This is a genomic window from Actinomadura graeca (assembly GCF_019175365.1).
GTDB lineage: Bacteria > Actinomycetota > Actinomycetes > Streptosporangiales > Streptosporangiaceae > Spirillospora > Spirillospora graeca.
On the sequence record NZ_CP059572.1, the window covers coordinates 7,114,703 to 7,130,205 of the forward strand.

14 protein-coding genes are annotated in these 15,503 nt (G+C 69.9%); 9 read left to right on the top strand and 5 right to left on the bottom strand.

Going from position 1 to position 15,503, the window contains the following annotated elements; all coding sequences use genetic code 11:
• Window positions 1-928: 928 nt before the first annotated feature.
• Window positions 929-1,654: a ribonuclease HII gene (locus AGRA3207_RS31630; RefSeq protein ID WP_231330783.1), complete on the top strand. Its 726-nt coding sequence runs from the start codon at window positions 929-931 to the stop codon at window positions 1,652-1,654.
• A complete protein-coding gene (locus AGRA3207_RS31635) occupies window positions 1,651-1,965 on the top strand; it encodes a DUF2469 domain-containing protein (protein ID WP_231330784.1) in 315 nt (104 codons plus the stop codon). Before AGRA3207_RS31630 ends, AGRA3207_RS31635 begins: the two co-directional genes overlap by 4 nt.
• A gap of 311 nt (window positions 1,966-2,276) precedes the next feature.
• Here the strand turns inward: AGRA3207_RS31635 and dprA are convergent, their stop codons facing one another.
• The 3 genes from dprA to AGRA3207_RS31650 are packed head-to-tail and all read right to left on the bottom strand — an operon-like array spanning window position 2,277 to window position 5,314.
• A complete protein-coding gene (gene dprA, locus AGRA3207_RS31640; RefSeq protein ID WP_231330785.1) occupies window positions 2,277-3,416 on the bottom strand; it encodes a DNA-processing protein DprA in 1,140 nt (379 codons plus the stop codon).
• Window positions 3,413-4,960: a YifB family Mg chelatase-like AAA ATPase gene (locus tag AGRA3207_RS31645; protein ID WP_231330786.1), complete on the bottom strand. Its 1,548-nt coding sequence runs from the start codon at window positions 4,958-4,960 to the stop codon at window positions 3,413-3,415. The genes dprA and AGRA3207_RS31645 overlap by 4 nt, the downstream gene beginning before the upstream one ends.
• A complete protein-coding gene (locus tag AGRA3207_RS31650) occupies window positions 4,961-5,314 on the bottom strand; it encodes a YraN family protein (RefSeq protein WP_231330787.1) in 354 nt (117 codons plus the stop codon).
• 157 nt (window positions 5,315-5,471) lie between these two features.
• On the opposite strand from AGRA3207_RS31650, the gene AGRA3207_RS31655 reads away from it, so the two are divergent.
• Window positions 5,472-6,398 (top strand): tyrosine recombinase XerC, encoded by a 927-nt coding sequence (locus AGRA3207_RS31655; protein ID WP_231330788.1) that lies wholly within the window; start codon window positions 5,472-5,474, stop codon window positions 6,396-6,398.
• Between the two features lie 811 nt (window positions 6,399-7,209).
• Here AGRA3207_RS31655 and AGRA3207_RS40380 read toward each other — a convergent pair.
• Window positions 7,210-8,172: a M23 family metallopeptidase gene (locus AGRA3207_RS40380; protein ID WP_420830809.1), complete on the bottom strand. Its 963-nt coding sequence runs from the start codon at window positions 8,170-8,172 to the stop codon at window positions 7,210-7,212.
• A gap of 396 nt (window positions 8,173-8,568) precedes the next feature.
• Between AGRA3207_RS40380 and rpsB the strand changes: the two genes are divergently transcribed.
• From rpsB to AGRA3207_RS31680, 5 genes are all read left to right on the top strand, one after another.
• Window positions 8,569-9,558 (top strand): 30S ribosomal protein S2, encoded by a 990-nt coding sequence (gene rpsB, locus AGRA3207_RS31660; protein WP_231330789.1) that lies wholly within the window; start codon window positions 8,569-8,571, stop codon window positions 9,556-9,558.
• Window positions 9,559-9,643: 85 nt separating this feature from the next.
• Complete coding sequence (gene tsf / locus AGRA3207_RS31665; RefSeq protein ID WP_231330790.1) at window positions 9,644-10,480, top strand: translation elongation factor Ts; 837 nt, start codon at window positions 9,644-9,646, stop codon at window positions 10,478-10,480.
• Window positions 10,481-10,633: 153 nt separating this feature from the next.
• Window positions 10,634-11,335 carry a UMP kinase gene (pyrH, locus tag AGRA3207_RS31670; protein WP_231336452.1) on the top strand — a complete coding sequence of 234 codons (702 nt, stop codon included), beginning with the start codon at window positions 10,634-10,636 and terminating at the stop codon, window positions 11,333-11,335.
• A 92-nt stretch (window positions 11,336-11,427) separates the two neighbouring features.
• Entirely contained in the window at window positions 11,428-11,985 is a 558-nt protein-coding gene (gene frr / locus AGRA3207_RS31675; protein ID WP_231330791.1) for a ribosome recycling factor, read from the top strand.
• Window positions 11,985-12,992 (top strand): phosphatidate cytidylyltransferase, encoded by a 1,008-nt coding sequence (locus AGRA3207_RS31680; protein WP_231330792.1) that lies wholly within the window; start codon window positions 11,985-11,987, stop codon window positions 12,990-12,992. Before frr ends, AGRA3207_RS31680 begins: the two co-directional genes overlap by 1 nt.
• A 25-nt stretch (window positions 12,993-13,017) precedes the next feature.
• Here the strand turns inward: AGRA3207_RS31680 and AGRA3207_RS31685 are convergent, their stop codons facing one another.
• Window positions 13,018-14,163, bottom strand: coding sequence for a suppressor of fused domain protein (locus tag AGRA3207_RS31685; protein WP_231330793.1), 1,146 nt, complete (start codon window positions 14,161-14,163; stop codon window positions 13,018-13,020).
• A gap of 129 nt (window positions 14,164-14,292) precedes the next feature.
• Between AGRA3207_RS31685 and rlmN the strand changes: the two genes are divergently transcribed.
• Entirely contained in the window at window positions 14,293-15,450 is a 1,158-nt protein-coding gene (gene rlmN / locus AGRA3207_RS31690; protein WP_231330794.1) for a dual-specificity RNA methyltransferase RlmN, read from the top strand.
• Window positions 15,451-15,503: the final 53 nt, after the last annotated feature.

Below are 15,503 nucleotides of genomic sequence, written 5' to 3' on the forward strand. Positions count from 1 at the left end.
CCTCAAGGACCGGCCCGCTCATGACCCGGGTTACCAACGTCCCATGGGCTGCCTTCTCGCGCCTCACCACGTTCACCCGAACAGGCACTGCTCCTTGGATCAGGTGCGGAGCCAGATGAGCAGGACGGCAGCCGTGATGGTGCCGGTGAAGGCATAGGCGCATTCACCGAAGCTGAGTCGTCACCGCGCGACATCGTCGACTGAGTCGGCTGATCATGCGCTCGACGGTGTTGCGTGCCCTGTAGCGCTCGGAATCGAAGGCGGGGGACGCCCGCCGCGCCGTCCACGGTCGCGGTGATGACACTGCTGATCGACCGATTCGGGGATGGCGTGCCTCATCCCGCGCTGGCGGCGGCCGTGGTCTCGCTGGCGCACCAGCCCTCACACGGAGAGGGGACTCCCGGCGTCCGCGGGCACCCCGGTCAGCACCGCCTCGAAGACGCGCCGTCGCAGGTACCTGCCGCCGTCGCAGGTACCTGCGGTTGGCCCCTGGGGAACGGGCCCTGTCGGCCAGCGCGTGGGCAGGCCGGCGCCGCAGTCGGCCGGGTCCCTGCCGCTGGAGGTCGAATGGCGTCCAGGTTCCAGGGCGCGTGTGCGCTCGTGCTCTGGTGCGCCACGTTTCGCGCCGGGCGTTGTCTTCTGCTCTTCGGATCCCCATGCGCAACCGGGTAATCCGTCCCGAGGCTGCGGTTGGCCCATGCGTGGGTTGGAGGGACGGATGCCCTCGGCCTCGGTGATCGCTCGGCCAAGAGGTGGTGACCGCGTCCGCGGGACGGATATGTGGCGTGGTGGGCCATGGTCTCCTCACCGGCTTGGCAGTGCCCTCTGTGTGGGCGTCTGCAGGGCTGTCCGGGGCGTGATCATTGACATGTCGGAGAAGGCGGCATTCGGGACCGGCGAGGGGGTTCGGCGACGTACGCTGCGGAGCATGAAGGGTCGTCCACTCCGCTTCACGCCACGCCGTGACGCAGGGCTTCACGCTTTCGAGCGGGCCCTGGGCCACGCAGGGTTCAGTCCCGTCGCCGGCGTTGATGAGGCGGGGCGGGGGGCGTGCGCCGGGCCCATGGTGATCGGGGCGGTGATCCTGCAAGGGGGACGCGGCAGAATCGAGGGGCTTACCGACTCCAAGCTCCTCACTCCGGCGCGCCGCGAGGAATTGTACGCCGAGATCACCGAACGGGCGTTCGCGTGGAGTGCCGTCGTGATCCCGTGCTACGACATCGACCGGATCGGGCTCCACCGTTGCAACATCACCGGTATGCGGAGGGCCTTGGCCGCACTGGACAAGCGGCCCGCGTACGTGCTGAGCGACGGTTTCCCGGTGCCGGGCCTGGAGGTCCCCTCCCTTGCAATGATCAAGGGTGACCAGGTCGCGGCGTGTGTCGCCGCCGCGTCCATCGTCGCGAAGGTCACCCGAGACCGGCTCATGGTGCAACTGCATGACCGCTATCCCCTCTACGGTTTCGACGTCCACAAGGGTTATGTGACCCGCGCGCACGGTGCGGCGCTGGCCGAGCACGGTCCGTGTGCGGAGCATCGCTTCTCCTACGTCAATGTCGGACGTGCGTTGCGTAACAATGGAGAGGTGGCCCTAGGGGAGGGAACCGAAGGAGAGGTCCCTGGCGAGGGCCGTACGGAAGGGGCACGAGCGTGAGCGCCGAGGATCTCGAGAAGTACGAGACCGAGATGGAGTTGCAGCTCTATCGCGAATACCGCGATGTCGTCGGGCTCTTCACCTACGTCGTCGAGACCGAGCGGAGGTTCTACCTCACCAACTCGGTCGACCTCCAGGTGCGCGGCGCCGAGAACGGTGAGATCTACTTCGAGGTCACCATGCAGGACGCCTGGGTCTGGGACATGTACCGGCCCGCCCGCTTCGTGAAGAACGTGCGTGTCGTCACGTTCAAAGACGTCAACGTCGAAGAGCTCGCCAAGAGTGACTTCGAGCTCCCTTCGCAGCAATAGGACGCCCCTCACTTCCCCGACCGCGGCGAGACCGTCCTGCTCTGGGATGCCCGTGCCGGAGGGTGCGGATCGGACTGTCTGAAGAACGTGTCGTGAGCTGCCGGTGGGGCGCCTGTTCTCCTGGATGGGCGACGGATTCATCGTTTCCTCCTGATGAATTTCGATCACAACGGCCAGGCGGTTTCGGGCGCGGTGATGCCTCGGCCTGCGTATGGCGGGGTTCGGAAGCGGCACCGCTGAGATGTCGGTGATGGTTGTGTGCGCCAGCTTTCGATCCGGCGGCACTGTTTCGGGTGTCGGGTGTGTGCTGGTCATTTGGGTGCTCTGGCTTGTCTCGTCAGGCGCCATCCGCCCGGGGAGCGCTCGATGAAGCCCGACGCCGCGAGGAGGCCGAGCTTGGCGTTGACGGTGGAGAGGTCGACTCCCGCCCTGGCGGCCAGCTGGGCCGGGCCGGACGATCCTCGGGCGGGAACGGCCTCCAGGACGGAGCGGGTGACCTCCTCCAAACGGTCGCGGGGGAGGACGGGAGTGTGCGGAGGCGGCGCGAGGTCCGTGCCGATGAGGCCCACGGCTTCGATGACCTCTTCGGCGCGCGTGATCAGGATCGTGCCCTCCTCGCGGAGCAGTTTGTGGGAGCCGACCGATGTCCGGGAGGTGATCGGGCCCGGGACGGCCATGACGACGCGGCCCAGCTTGCGGGCCCACGTGGCGGTGTTCAGTGCTCCGCTGCGCGCCTCCGCCTCGACGATCAGGCTTCCTCTGGACAGCGCGGCGATCACGCGGTTGCGGATGAGGAACCGGAGCCGGTTCGGGGCGGCGCCCGGCGGGGATTCGCTCACCAGGAGCGAGCGCCGGGCCATCTCGGCGAACAGCCCCTCGTTCGAGGCGGGGTAGGGGACGTCGACGCCGTTGGCGAAGATCGCGACCGTGGAGCCGTCGGCGGCCAGGGCGCCGCGGTGGGCGGCGGCGTCGATGCCGAGGGCGCCGCCGGAGATCACCGTCCAGCCCTGGTCCGCCAGGTCGGCCGCGAGGTCGGAGGCCGCGCGCAGGCCATAGGGGGACGCGGCGCGGGATCCGACGATGGCGACCGAACGCAGGCACCCGTACCGCAGGTCGCCGGGACCGCGGAGCCACAGCGCGTAGGGGCGGTGATCGGCGAGGTCGTCGAGTGTGGTGGGCCATTCCGGGTCTCCCGGGCAGATGAGGCGACCGCCGAACCGGTCGCAGACGGCCAGGTCCTGGTCGGGGTCGATGGTGGCGAGCCGGATCCGCCAGTGGTCGAGACGCTGGGCGCCCTTCGCCGTGACGGGCAGGTCGTGCGGAGCCCGGCCGGTGCGGATGGTCTCGATGGCCGCTTCGGCTCCGGAGAGGTCGATGATGCGGTTGAGCAGGGCGTCGCCCGGCTCCGCGACCGCCGTGAGCGTCGCGCGGGCGGTCCGTTCGGCGTTCATGGGCGGGACCACAGCGCGAGCGCGCCGCCGACGTCGTCGGCGCTGGGTTCGTCGTGGCCGGAGAGGTCCGCGATCGTCCAGGCGACCCGGAGGATGCGGTCGAGGCCGCGCGCGCTGAGGCTGCCTCTTTGGAGGGCCTCGTCGGCCGCGTACATGGCCTCGGGCCCGGGGGTGAAGCGGCGGCGCATCTCCGGCCCGGGGATCTCGGAGTTGGAGCGCCAGGGAGTGCCGACCAGGCGTTTGAGGGTTCTCTCCCTGGCCAGCAGGACCCGTTCGGCGACGACCGTGCTGGACTCGGCGAATTCCAGGTCGTACCGGAGCTCGGCGCGGCTGGCGGGGGCCAGTTCGAGCTTGAGGTCGATCCGGTCGATGAGCGGACCGGAGATTCGCGAGGTGTATTTGCGGCGGAGTCCCGGCGCGCAGGAGCAGTCGACCTGCTTGGCCGCCGCGCACGGACATGGGTTGGCGGCCAGCACGAGAGTGAAGCGGGCCGGGAAGGTGGAGGTGCCTTCCGCCCGCGAGATCCGTACTTCACCTTCTTCGAGGGGCTGCCGGAGGGCGTCGAGCGTCCCATGCTGGAACTCCGGAGCCTCGTCCAGGAAGAGGATGCCGCGGTGGGCCAGTGAGACGGCGCCAGGCTGGAGCACACGGCCCGAGCCACCGCCGACCATCGATGCGCGTGTGGCGGTGTGGTGCGGCGCGTAGAACGGCGGCTGGACGATCAGCGGCTGGCCGGGAGGGAGGGTTCCCGCGACCGAATGGATGGCCGTGACCTCCAACGCCGTGTCGGGTTCCAGAGGCGGCATCAGCGTCGGCAGCCGCTCGGCCAACATCGTCTTCCCGCAGCCTGGAGGCCCGGAGAAGTACAGGTGGTGCCCGCCTGCGGCGCTTATCTCCAACGCCCGCCTGGCCTCGGCCTGGCCCCGGACGTCGGCCAGATCGAGGTCCTTCCGCGCGTCCGGACGGCGGAGGGCCAGGCCGTCGGCGCGTGCGGTCGGAACGTCGGGTTCTTCGTCGTCGAGCGGTGGCGGCTCGTCGCGCAAGAAGCACAGGAGAGCGTGGAGGGAGCCCGCGGAGACCACTTCCACCTCCGGGACGAGTTCGGCCTCGGCGGCGTTCGCGCGCGGCACGACCACCGTCCGGCAACCGGCGTTGGCGGCCGCCAGGACGGCGGGCAGGACCCCGGAGATCGGACGGAGCCGGCCGTCGAGACTGAGTTCGCCGACCAACACCAGCCCTGCGCAGGATCGGGGCGGGACGGCCTCGGCGGCGGCGAGCAACGCGATCGCGATGGCAAGATCGAAAGTCGAGCCCTTCTTCGGCAGGCTTGCGGGACAGAGCGACACCGTCACATGTCTGTTGGGCCAGTCCTCTCCCGAGTTGAAGATGGCGGCACGGACACGGTCCCGCGCCTCGCTGAGGGCGGTGTCGGGCAGGCCGACCAGGTGTAGCCCGGGGACCCCGCTCGTGATGGCGGCCTCGACGTCCACGACGAAACCGTCCACGCCGACCAGTGACACCGAGCGGGTCTTGGCGAGCGTCATTCAGCACACCTCCCGCATGTGGTCGATCGAGAAGCCGTCGCCTTCGGCGACCAGCCCGATCACGTCGACCCTGACGAGGGTGCCGCCGACTCCGTTGGCCGCGGCCCATCGCCAGGCGAGGCGCCTCAGCCGTGCCGCCTTGATCGGCGTGATCGCGTCGAGCGGGTCGCCGAACCGGGCGGAGCTGCGTGTCTTCACCTCACAGGCGACGTGCGCCGCGCCGTCGTGGGCGACGATGTCGAGCTCGCCCTCGGGACACCGCCAGTTGCGGTCGAGGATGCTCCAGCCGAGCTTCGCCAAGTACGCGGCGGCGGCTTCCTCACCGCGTCGGCCGAGGTTGATGTGGGTTCTCATGCGTCCTCACCTCCGGTCTCCGACGGTGCCGAAACCGCGGGCGACTCGGAAGTAGAACGACATTCTGTGGATAGAGCAGAGAGCATCGGAGGGCGAATCGGTGCGATTCGGCCCTCGGTGCTTGCTTCGGTCGGGTGGGTGCCGCAGCGTGGCCGTTGTGAGCAACCCCTTGGAGGAAGCGGTCCTTGAGTTCGGCCGTCATCTGCGCGCAGAACGTGACGTGTCCCCGCACACACTGCGCGCGTACCTTGGCGACCTGGAGGACTTGTGCACCTATGCGCGGAGCGTCGGCTTGACCGAGCCTCAGGCTTTGGACGTCTCCCTGCTGCGTGCATGGCTCGCGCGCCAGCACGCCCTCGGACGCTCGCGCGCGACCCTGGCCCGCCGCACCGCGGCAGTGCGGACCTTCACCCGCCACCTGCACCGGCGCGGGCTGCTGGAGAACGATCCGGGCCTGCTCCTTGGGACGCCCAAGCGCACGCAGGATCTGCCGGGCGTGCTCACTCAGGACGACGCCGCCCGCCTCCTGGACGAGCTGGACGCTCAGGGGCCCGTAGGTCTTCGGGACCTGGCGGTGCTAGAGGTGCTCTACGGCACAGGCGTGCGGGTGAGCGAACTCTGCGGACTGGACATCGACGATCTGGACACCGGCCGACGTACCGTACGTGTGCTCGGCAAGGGCGGGCGGGAACGCACCGTCCCAGTCGGTGAGCCGGCCGTGCGCGCCGTCCAGGATTGGCTCCGGGCAGGGCGTCCCGCACTGGCGAACGAGGAGAGCGGGCCCGCTCTCTTCCTCGGCGCCAGGGGAGGACGTCTCCACCCGACGAGTGCTAGAAGGATCGTCCACACCCGGATAGCGGAGGTCGGCGAAGTGCCCGACCTGAGCCCGCACGGTCTACGGCACAGCGCTGCGACCCACCTGCTTGAGGGCGGCGCGGATCTGCGGAGCGTCCAGGAGATCCTCGGCCATGCCTCCTTGCAGACCACCCAGCTCTACACGCACGTTTCCGCTGAACGGCTCAAACAGGTTCACCGCCAAGCCCACCCGCGCAGCGTCCGGGACCACGAGAGCGACTCGCGTTGAGTGCGGATCGCGTTGAGTGCGGATCGCGTTGAGTGCGGATCGCGTTGAGAGCGCATCGCGGGGGGCGACGACGCGTAAGGAGGGGCTACTGCGCTGGAGGGGCCGGTGAGCAGCGCGGCAGCATGGTCATGCTGCTCCAGGGTGCCGCCGGGTGTGGCGGCAATGCACTCAGCGTGGTCTCTTCTGCTTCGGGGTCGGCGCGTTGGCGGAGGCGGTCGCGTGGGGCGGCCGCTGGGGTGAGCGGTGAGGCAGCGCGTTCATGGTCTTTCCGGGTTGCTGCCGGGCGTGGCGCAGTGCACCCCTGCTGGTCCTCACTTGCCTGGAGTCGGCGGCGTGTCCGCTGGACGATTAGGCGAGGTTTGGTGGACGGGTGGGGGGCTGTTGCCTGCTGTATTGGTTCTCGGATGGCCCTGCTTGGGGATACGCCATGTGGGTGAAGGCGTGTTCTCTCGAAGCCTGCTTCGGCCTGGCTGGCGTGAGGATTGGTGGGCCCGAGATCAATGATTGATTTGGGCACTGCCGACCTGCCGCACCGGTGTGGTGGGGGCGGCAGGTCGGCAGGTCTTGGGCTGTCGCTCGGGGACGAGGAACGCGGCCTGTTGGCCAGGTATGGGTCGAAGAGCCCAGGGGCGAGCCCAGGGATTGTCTCGAAGTGGGCTCGGCCATGCGCGCGAACGCGTGACCTACCCGGTGCCGCGAAGCCGAAGGCGGGCGGAAGCGGGCAGATCGCGAAGCGATGCCGCGTTCGCCCAGGTCCGGTCACGTAGCGAGCCGCCAGGCGAGCGGAGCGGGCCGGGACTGTGAAACACAGCTAGGGGGTGCGTCGCAGGCGGCGCTCTCTGGCCAGGTCCACGACGCCCGGTGGCGGACGGTGCGGACGCCGCATAGCGGAGCGGGTTCGAGTGCGGCGCAAGGTGAACGCGAGGCCGTAGGCGAGGGCGAGGCCCACACAGGCGCCGCCCGTCGCGGTCGTGGCGTCTCGGAGGCCCATACGCGGTTCCGGGTGGGGTTGCCGGGCGGGGACCGGGGGCGGAGTCGCCGCCGGTGATGGTGGTGTCCAGAAGGGAAGCAGGCGGACATGGCGTCTCACCAGACTGAGCGGATCCAGGTAGATGCGCCCCTGAAGGAGGCCCCAATGTAGACAGGCCGTGGGGCAGTGGAAGGGACCGTCCTCCAACTCGCCGATTCGGGCGCCGATCCTGACCTGGCGTCCGACGCGGACGCCCGCCCGTACGGGCAGGTATGTCGTGCGCAGGGTGCCGTGCGTGATCGCGATGACGCCCCGGCCCGCCAGGCGTCCGGCGTAGGAGACCTCGCCCGAGGCCGCTGCCCGGACGATCTGCCCTGGGCGGGCGGCGAGGTCCACTCCGCGGTGGCCGGCCGTCCACGGAGTGGGCGGCGGCGAGAACACGCGCAGGACCTTGGGAGCGGGTGGTCCTAAGGGCCAGCGCCATGTGTCCGGCGCAGGCTGAGGCGAATCTGGATCGGGCGCCCGCCCCGTCAGGCCGGGGACTGGCTTGCTCGGGGTCGCCACTGGAAGGGCCGGTCTCCGGGTATGCGTGCTCAGCAGCGGCTTCGGCTTGTTCAGGTCAGCTGTTCGCATGTTCAGGTCCGGCGCGTTCGGATTCACCTGCCGGTCTCCCGCGTCCAGGTCAGGCGCACGCGCTTTCAAGGCGGCCGTCCCGGCAGAGACGGTGCGAGGGGGCTCTGGCACGGCCGAGGCGGGAGACGCCGAAGTGATCACGCAGGTGAGCAGGACTGTGAGCAGGGTCATGCCCGGCAGCCTGCCCGCCGCCCGCTACGCTCGTCGAGGAGGTCCGCGAACTGTGGATAACTGCCGCGGCCGTTGATTCCCGGCGACGTCGGAGCCCTGATAATCTGTAGGCGTGCCCGAAAGGACACCGGCCAGGCCAGGCCGTCGCCGATCCACCGTCCGGTCGGGGAGGCGAGAAGCCGCTTCAGGTGAGCGGAAGAGCCGGATCCGGGAAAGGCTCCGGATCACAGCCGCCTGGGGTACCCCGGCGGCTGATTTCACGCGTCCGCATGCCACCGCAGACATGGTGGGGCGCTGTCCCTCGGTCCGTCGCCCACGGCGACGGTGGGGCGGCGCCCGGGCGCAGGCAGACAACCAAATGCGGCCCGCCAGGGCCAGAGAAGGAGAGCACGGGCCATGGCACCCGTCGTCACCATGCGGCAGCTCTTGGAGAGCGGCGTCCACTTCGGTCACCAGACCCGCCGGTGGAACCCGAAGATGAAGCGTTTCATCCTCACCGAGCGCAACGGCATCTACATCATCGACCTGCAGCAGTCGCTGTCCTACATCGACCGGGCCTTCGAGTTCGTCAAGGCCACGGTCGCCCACGGGGGCACGATCCTGTTCGTCGGCACCAAGAAGCAGGCTCAGGAGTCCATCGCCGAGCAGGCGACCCGGGTCGGCATGCCCTACGTGAACCAGCGCTGGCTGGGCGGCATGCTCACCAACTTCTCCACCGTCCACAAGCGGCTCACCCGGCTCAAGGAGCTGGAGGAGATCAACTACGACGACGTGGCCGGCTCCGGCATGACCAAGAAGGAACTGCTCGGCCTGCGCCGCGAGAAGGACAAGCTGGAGCGCACCCTCGGCGGTATCCGCGACATGGCGAAGGTCCCGAGCGCCATCTGGATCGTGGACACCAAGAAGGAGCACATCGCGGTCAACGAGGCCAAGAAGCTCGGCATCCCGGTCGTCGCGATCCTGGACACCAACTGCGACCCCGACGAGGTCGACTACCCCGTCCCGGGCAACGACGACGCCATCCGCAGCGTCAGCCTGCTGACGCGCGTGGTCGCCGACTCCGTCGCCGACGGGCTGATCGCCCGCGCGGGCGCGTCCTCCGGCGGCGACGAGAAGCCCGCCGAGGGCGCCGCGTCCGGTGCCAGCGAGCCGCTCGCCGAGTGGGAGCGGGACCTGCTGGTGGGCAAGCCCGCCGAGGAGGCCGCGGCCCCCGCCGAAGCCCCCGCTGACGCCCCGGCCGCTGACGCCCCGGCCGCCGAGGCCCCGGCCGAAGCCCCCGCCGAGGCTCCGGCCGAGGCCCCCGCCGCCGAGAGCGACGACGCCAAGCCCGCCGAGCCGGTGGCGGAGGTCGCCGCCGAGGCGAAGGCCGAGTCCGAGCAGGCTTGATCCCGCGGTCCCGGCGGCCCCTGCGAGGGTGCCGCCGGGACCGTCGCGGGTCGTACGACCAACGACGAGAGAAGCGAAGAGAGCGATGGCTAACTTCACCGCCGCTGACGTCAAGCGGCTTCGCGAGCTGACCGGCTCCGGCATGATGGCCGTAAAGAACGCCCTGACCGAGGCGGACGGCGACTTCGAGAAGGCCACGGAGCTGCTGCGCCTCAAGGGCGCCAAGGACGTGGGCAAGCGCGCCGAGCGCACCGCGGCGAACGGCCTGGTCGCCGAGCATTTCGAGGGCTCCGGCGACGGCGCGCTGCTGGAACTGAACTGCGAGACCGACTTCGTCGCCAAGAACTCCCAGTTCATCGAGCTCGCCGCCCGCCTGGTCCGGTTCGCCGCCACGAGCGGCGCCGCGGACGCCCCGGCGCTGCTGGGCGCCGAGATCGAGCCGGGCAAGACCGTCCAGGCCCTGATCGAGGAGCACAGCGCCACCATCGGCGAGAAGCTCGAGCTGCGTCGCTTCGCCCACTTCCAGGGCGCCTACGTGGCCAGCTACCTGCACAAGTCCGACCCGTCCCTGCCGCCGACCACCGGTGTCCTGGTCGAGCTGGACTCCGAGAACGCCGTGGTGGCCAAGGACGTCGCCCAGCAGATCGCGGCGATGTCGCCCAAGTACCTCACCCGCGAGGAGATCCCCGCCGAGGCGATCGAGAAGGAGCGGGCGCTGGCCGAGCAGCTCACCCGCGACGAGGGCAAGCCCGAGCAGGCCATCCCCAAGATCGTCGAGGGCCGGGTGAACGCCTACTTCCGCGACTTCGTGCTCGTGGAGCAGGCGTTCGTCAAGGACAACAAGAAGACGATCGCGAAGGTCCTCGACGAGGCCGGTGTGAAGGTCGTCCGCTTCGCCCGCTTCAAGGTCGGGCAGGTGTAGGGGCACCCTGGAGACGGGACCCGAGATTCGCGACGCAACGAGGAGGCCGCCGACGTGCCGGAGAAGACGACCACTAGCGCGACGGCGGCCTCGTCGTCCGGCCCGCATGAACGCGGGCACGACCAGCACGCACCCCGTGCCGGCTGGAAACGGGTGCTGCTGAAGCTCTCGGGCGAGGCCTTCGCCGGGCGCGAACCCCTCGGCATCGACCCCGAGGTCGTGCAGCACGTGGCCGAGGCCATCTCCGAGGCCGTGCGGGACGGCGTGCAGGTGGCGGTCGTGTGCGGCGGAGGCAACATGTTCCGCGGAGCCCAGCTCGCCGCGCGCGGCATGGACCGCGGCCGCGGCGACTACATGGGAATGATCGGGACGGTCATCAACTGCCTGGCGCTCCAGGACTTCCTGGAGAAGCTCGGCATGGACACCCGCGTCCAGACGGCCATCACCATGAGCCAGGTGGCCGAGCCGTACATCCCGAGGCGCGCCATCAGGCACCTGGAGAAGGGCCGCGTGGTCATCTTCGGCGCGGGGCTCGGCCAGCCGTTCTTCTCCACCGACACCACCGCCGCCCAGCGGGCGCTGGAGATCGGCGCGGAGGCCGTCCTGAAGGCCACTCAGGTGGACGGCGTCTACGATGCCGACCCCCGAAAGAATCCAGACGCAGTCAAGTTCGACCGTTTGGATTACGGTGAAGTCCTACAGCGGGGACTGAAGGTCATGGACGCCACGGCCATCAGCCTCTGCATGGACAACGTGCTGCCCATCGTGGTCTTCGACCTCATGGGGCAGGGCAACATCGTCCGGGCCGTCCGGGGTGAGAAGATCGGCACGCTGGTCAGCCCGGCGGAGGGCTGACCGCAGCCCCTGACCGCAGTGCGCGAGCGCGGCGCGCGACCGGACTGTGGAACCGCAGTGACCAGGGCCGACCAGATGACATGGGAGTCGCAGTGATCGACGAGACGCTCCTCGAAGCCGAGGAGAAGATGGAGAAGGCGGTCGCGGTCGCCAAGGAGGACTTCCAGGCCATCCGTACCGGACGGGTCACCCCCGCCATGTTCAACAAGATCACGGCGGAGTACTACGGCACGCCGACGCCGATCAACCAGCTGGCCTCGTTCACCCTGCCGGAGCCGCGGATGGTCATCGTCCAGGTCTTCGACAAGTCGTCGATGCAGGCCGTGGAGAAGGCGATCCGCGAGAGCGACCTCGGCGTGAACCCGACCAACGACGGCAACGTCATCCGGGTGGTCTTCCCCGACCTGTCGGAGGAGCGCCGCAAGGAGTTCATCAAGGTCGCGGGCGGCAAGGCCGAGGACAGCAAGATCTCCATCCGGAACATCCGGCGGCGCGCCAAGGACACCCTCGACAAGCTCGCCAAGGACGGCGAGGTCGGCGAGGACGAGGTCCGGCGCGCGGAGAAGGAGCTCGACGACACCACGCACCGGTACGTGGCGCAGATCGACGAGCTCCTTGAGCACAAGAAGGCCGAACTGCTCGAGGTTTGATGAGACTCGACGACGCCGGGGAGCCCGCGGGCTCCCCGGACGAGCCGGCGGCAGGTGTTCCCGGCCCGCCGACGGACGAGGTGCCGGCCTCGCTTCCCGGTGACGATCCGGGGGCCTTCCCCGACAGCGCCGCCTCCCCGGCCGGTCAGCCTGAGGAGGACCGGTCCGGCGCGACGGCTCCCGGCGGCCCGGGGCAGGGCAGGGCCGGACGCAACCTTCCGATCGCCATCGGCGTGGGCAGCGCCCTCGGCGCCCTGGTGCTGCTGTCGCTCTACACGGTCAAGGAGATCTTCCTTGGCGTGATGGTGGTCTTCCTGTTCCTCGGGATGCGCGAGCTGACGGAGGCGTTCAAGAGCCGCGGCATCCGGGTGCCCTTCATCCCCGTCGCGACGGGCATGGTCGCCACGCCGGTCGTCGCGTACGTGTGGGGCCCGACGGCCGTGGTCGCGGCGGTCTCGCTCACCGTCCTGGCACTGCTCATGACGCGGATGACCGAGGGCTCCGACGGTTATGTGCGGGACGTCGCCGCAGGCGCGCTCGCAGTGGGCTACCTGGTCCTGATGGGCGGCATCGTCGCGCTGCTCATGCGCCCGGACGACGGCGACCACCGCATCGTCATCTTCATCGCGACGACCGTGGCCAGCGACATCGGAGGCTACTTCGCCGGGTCGTTCCTCGGCAGGCACAAGATGGCCCCGACGATCAGCCCGAAGAAGACCTGGGAGGGCTTCACCGGTTCCGCTCTCACCTGCATGCTCGTCGGCGGCTGGCTCGTGTGGTGGCTGCTGGACGACGGCAGGGTCTGGCAGGGCGTGCTGGTCGGCCTCGCCGCCGTCGTGACCGCGACCGTCGGCGACCTCATCGAATCGATGATCAAAAGGGATCTCGGCATCAAGGACATGGGGACGCTCCTGCCCGGCCACGGCGGGGTGATGGACCGCCTGGACTCGCTGGTGGCCACGGCCCCGGTCGTCTGGCTGCTGCTGGAGCTCTTCATCCCCAGCTGAGCCGGGACATTCTGGCTGGGCCGGGTCAGGAGACGACCCAGGAGCGGCCTTGCTGCGCGAGGCGGCGCACCAGGGCGTCCGAACCCTCGCTCTTGGCGAGGCGGTGCTCCTCGCCGGTGATGGGGACGAGCCACAGCCACCGCACAGGGTCGCCCTGGATCGACAGCCCGGTCAGAGCCGGGGCAGGCGGCCCGGCGAGTCTTCCCGGGTCCTCCAGAAGCAAGACCCCCTCCCAGGCGGCCTCACCAGTGCCGAGAGGGAACGTGCGGGCCTCGTGGTACCACTTGACCACGTCCCCGGGCGCGAACCACGTCACGGACCGCCACGGGTACTGCGCGAGCCAGGGGAAGATACTGCCCGCTCGCTGGCTGGGCAGGGTGCTCGCCACGGCCAGCTCGATCCTGCCGTAGGGGGAGACGTCGTCCTCGTACAGCTCCACCGTGGGCATCCTCTGGCGGCTCATGCCGACCGTACTGAGAACGGTGAAATCACGGTCGCCGCGTAGGGGGCGTTCCGATACGCCCACGGTCGGCGCCACGCTCGGCCGTCCGCCGGCCAGTTGGCGTCCGACATCGTGCCAGTAGTGGCCACCTGGCCCGAGCCTTTGCAGCAGGTGACCGAGGATGGCTTGCTGGAACTCCGCCCAGGATCCGTCTGCACGGCAGGTCTTCCAGTGCTCGCGTGCGCGGTCGATCCTGGGCCCGAAGTCCTCGATCTCTTCTTCCAGAGGGAAGGCGAAAGGGCTCTGCTCCGCCGCGTCCCGGCAGTAGCCGGGGATCCCACGGCCCATGTCCGACCAGCCGGGGATGACGAACAGGGGGTCCCCCGCCTCAAGGACGGCCACCCCGTCGCCTTCTTCGAACCACACGGCCTCAAGGTCGGCGGTGTCGAGCGTCCCGCGCCCCTCCGGGTGCCTGACGTGGGACTCCGGCAGCAGCGGCGCGTTGCCGGAGTCCAGCCGCGGCCGGTCCAGCTCGGACGGGGCCTCGCGGTGGTTGGCGACCCAGACCGCCCCGACCACCGAGTCGCGGGCGTCCTTGAGGTAGGCCGCGGTGACGTCCCCATCGGTCTCGATGACGAGCCTGCGGCTGCCGTACGGGCTGGCCTCGGCGTGGACGACCGTGGCGGCGGGGCTCCGGGGGGATGCGGCGCCCCTGCGCAATACCGACATGATCGGCACCTTAGTCGCAGACAAGGTCATGTGCAGGGATGTCGTGTCTCGCTTGTGTCCCGGCTGGGAATCGGGGCGGTACCGCGGACGGACGAGGCATGGCCGGGTGTTTGCGACACTGTAAGGACCATGTCTGCCACCACCGGGTCTGCCTCCACCGGCTCCGCCACCACCGGCCCCACGAAGACCCCCGCGAAGCTCGTCTTCGCCGCCCCGCGCCGCGGCAAGCCGCCGCGGCATCTCGCCGACCTCACCACCGCCGAGCGGCGCGAGGCGGTGGCGGCGCTCGGGGAGAAGCCGTTCCGGGCCGACCAGCTGTCACGGCACTACTTCGTGCGGCTGACCGACGATCCGGCGAAGATGACCGACCTTCCCGCCGCCGTCCGCGACCGTCTCGTCACGGAACTGCTGCCCTCGCTCCTGACCCCGGTGCGGGAGATGGACTGCGACGGCGGCACGACGTTGAAGACCGTGTGGAAGGCGTTCGACGGCGTGCTGTTCGAGTCGGTGCTGATGCGCTACCCGGACCGCGCGACGATGTGCGTCTCGTCCCAGGCGGGGTGCGGCATGAACTGCCCCTTCTGTGCGACCGGTCAGGCCGGGCTCACCCGCAACCTCTCGACGGCCGAGATCGTCGAACAGGTCGCTGCGGGCGCGCGCGCACTCGCCCGGGGGCGGATCCCAGGCGGCCCGGGGCGCGTCTCCAACATCGTCTTCATGGGCATGGGCGAGCCGCTGGCCAACTACAAGGCCGTGATCGGCGCGGTACGGCGCATCACGGATCCCGCACCGGCCGGGCTGGGGATCTCCCAGAGGTCCGTCACGGTCTCGACGGTCGGGCTCGTCCCGGCGATGGAGAAGCTCGCCGCCGAGGACATGTCCGTGCGGCTCGCGCTCTCCTTGCACGCGCCCGACGACGAACTCCGCGACGAGCTCGTCCCGGTCAACAACCGCTGGAAGGTCGCCGAGGTCCTCGACGCCGCCTGGGCCTACGCGGACCGCAGCGGCCGCCGCGTCTCGATCGAGTACGCCCTCATCAAGGACGTCAACGACCAGGCGTGGCGGGCCGACCTTCTGGGCAGGCTCTTGCGCGGCCATCTCGTACACGTCAATCTGATCCCGTTGAACCCGACGCCGGGATCCAGGTGGACCGCCTCACGGCCCGAGGACGAGCGCGAGTTCGTCCGGCGCCTTGAGGCCCACGGGGTCCCGGTCACGGTGCGCGACACTCGGGGCAGGGAGATCGACGGGGCCTGCGGGCAGCTGGCCGCGGCGACGAGGGACTGAGCGCGCCGGCGGGCGTGTCCACGCGCGCCCGGCGGGCGGGCCGGACTGAGGAG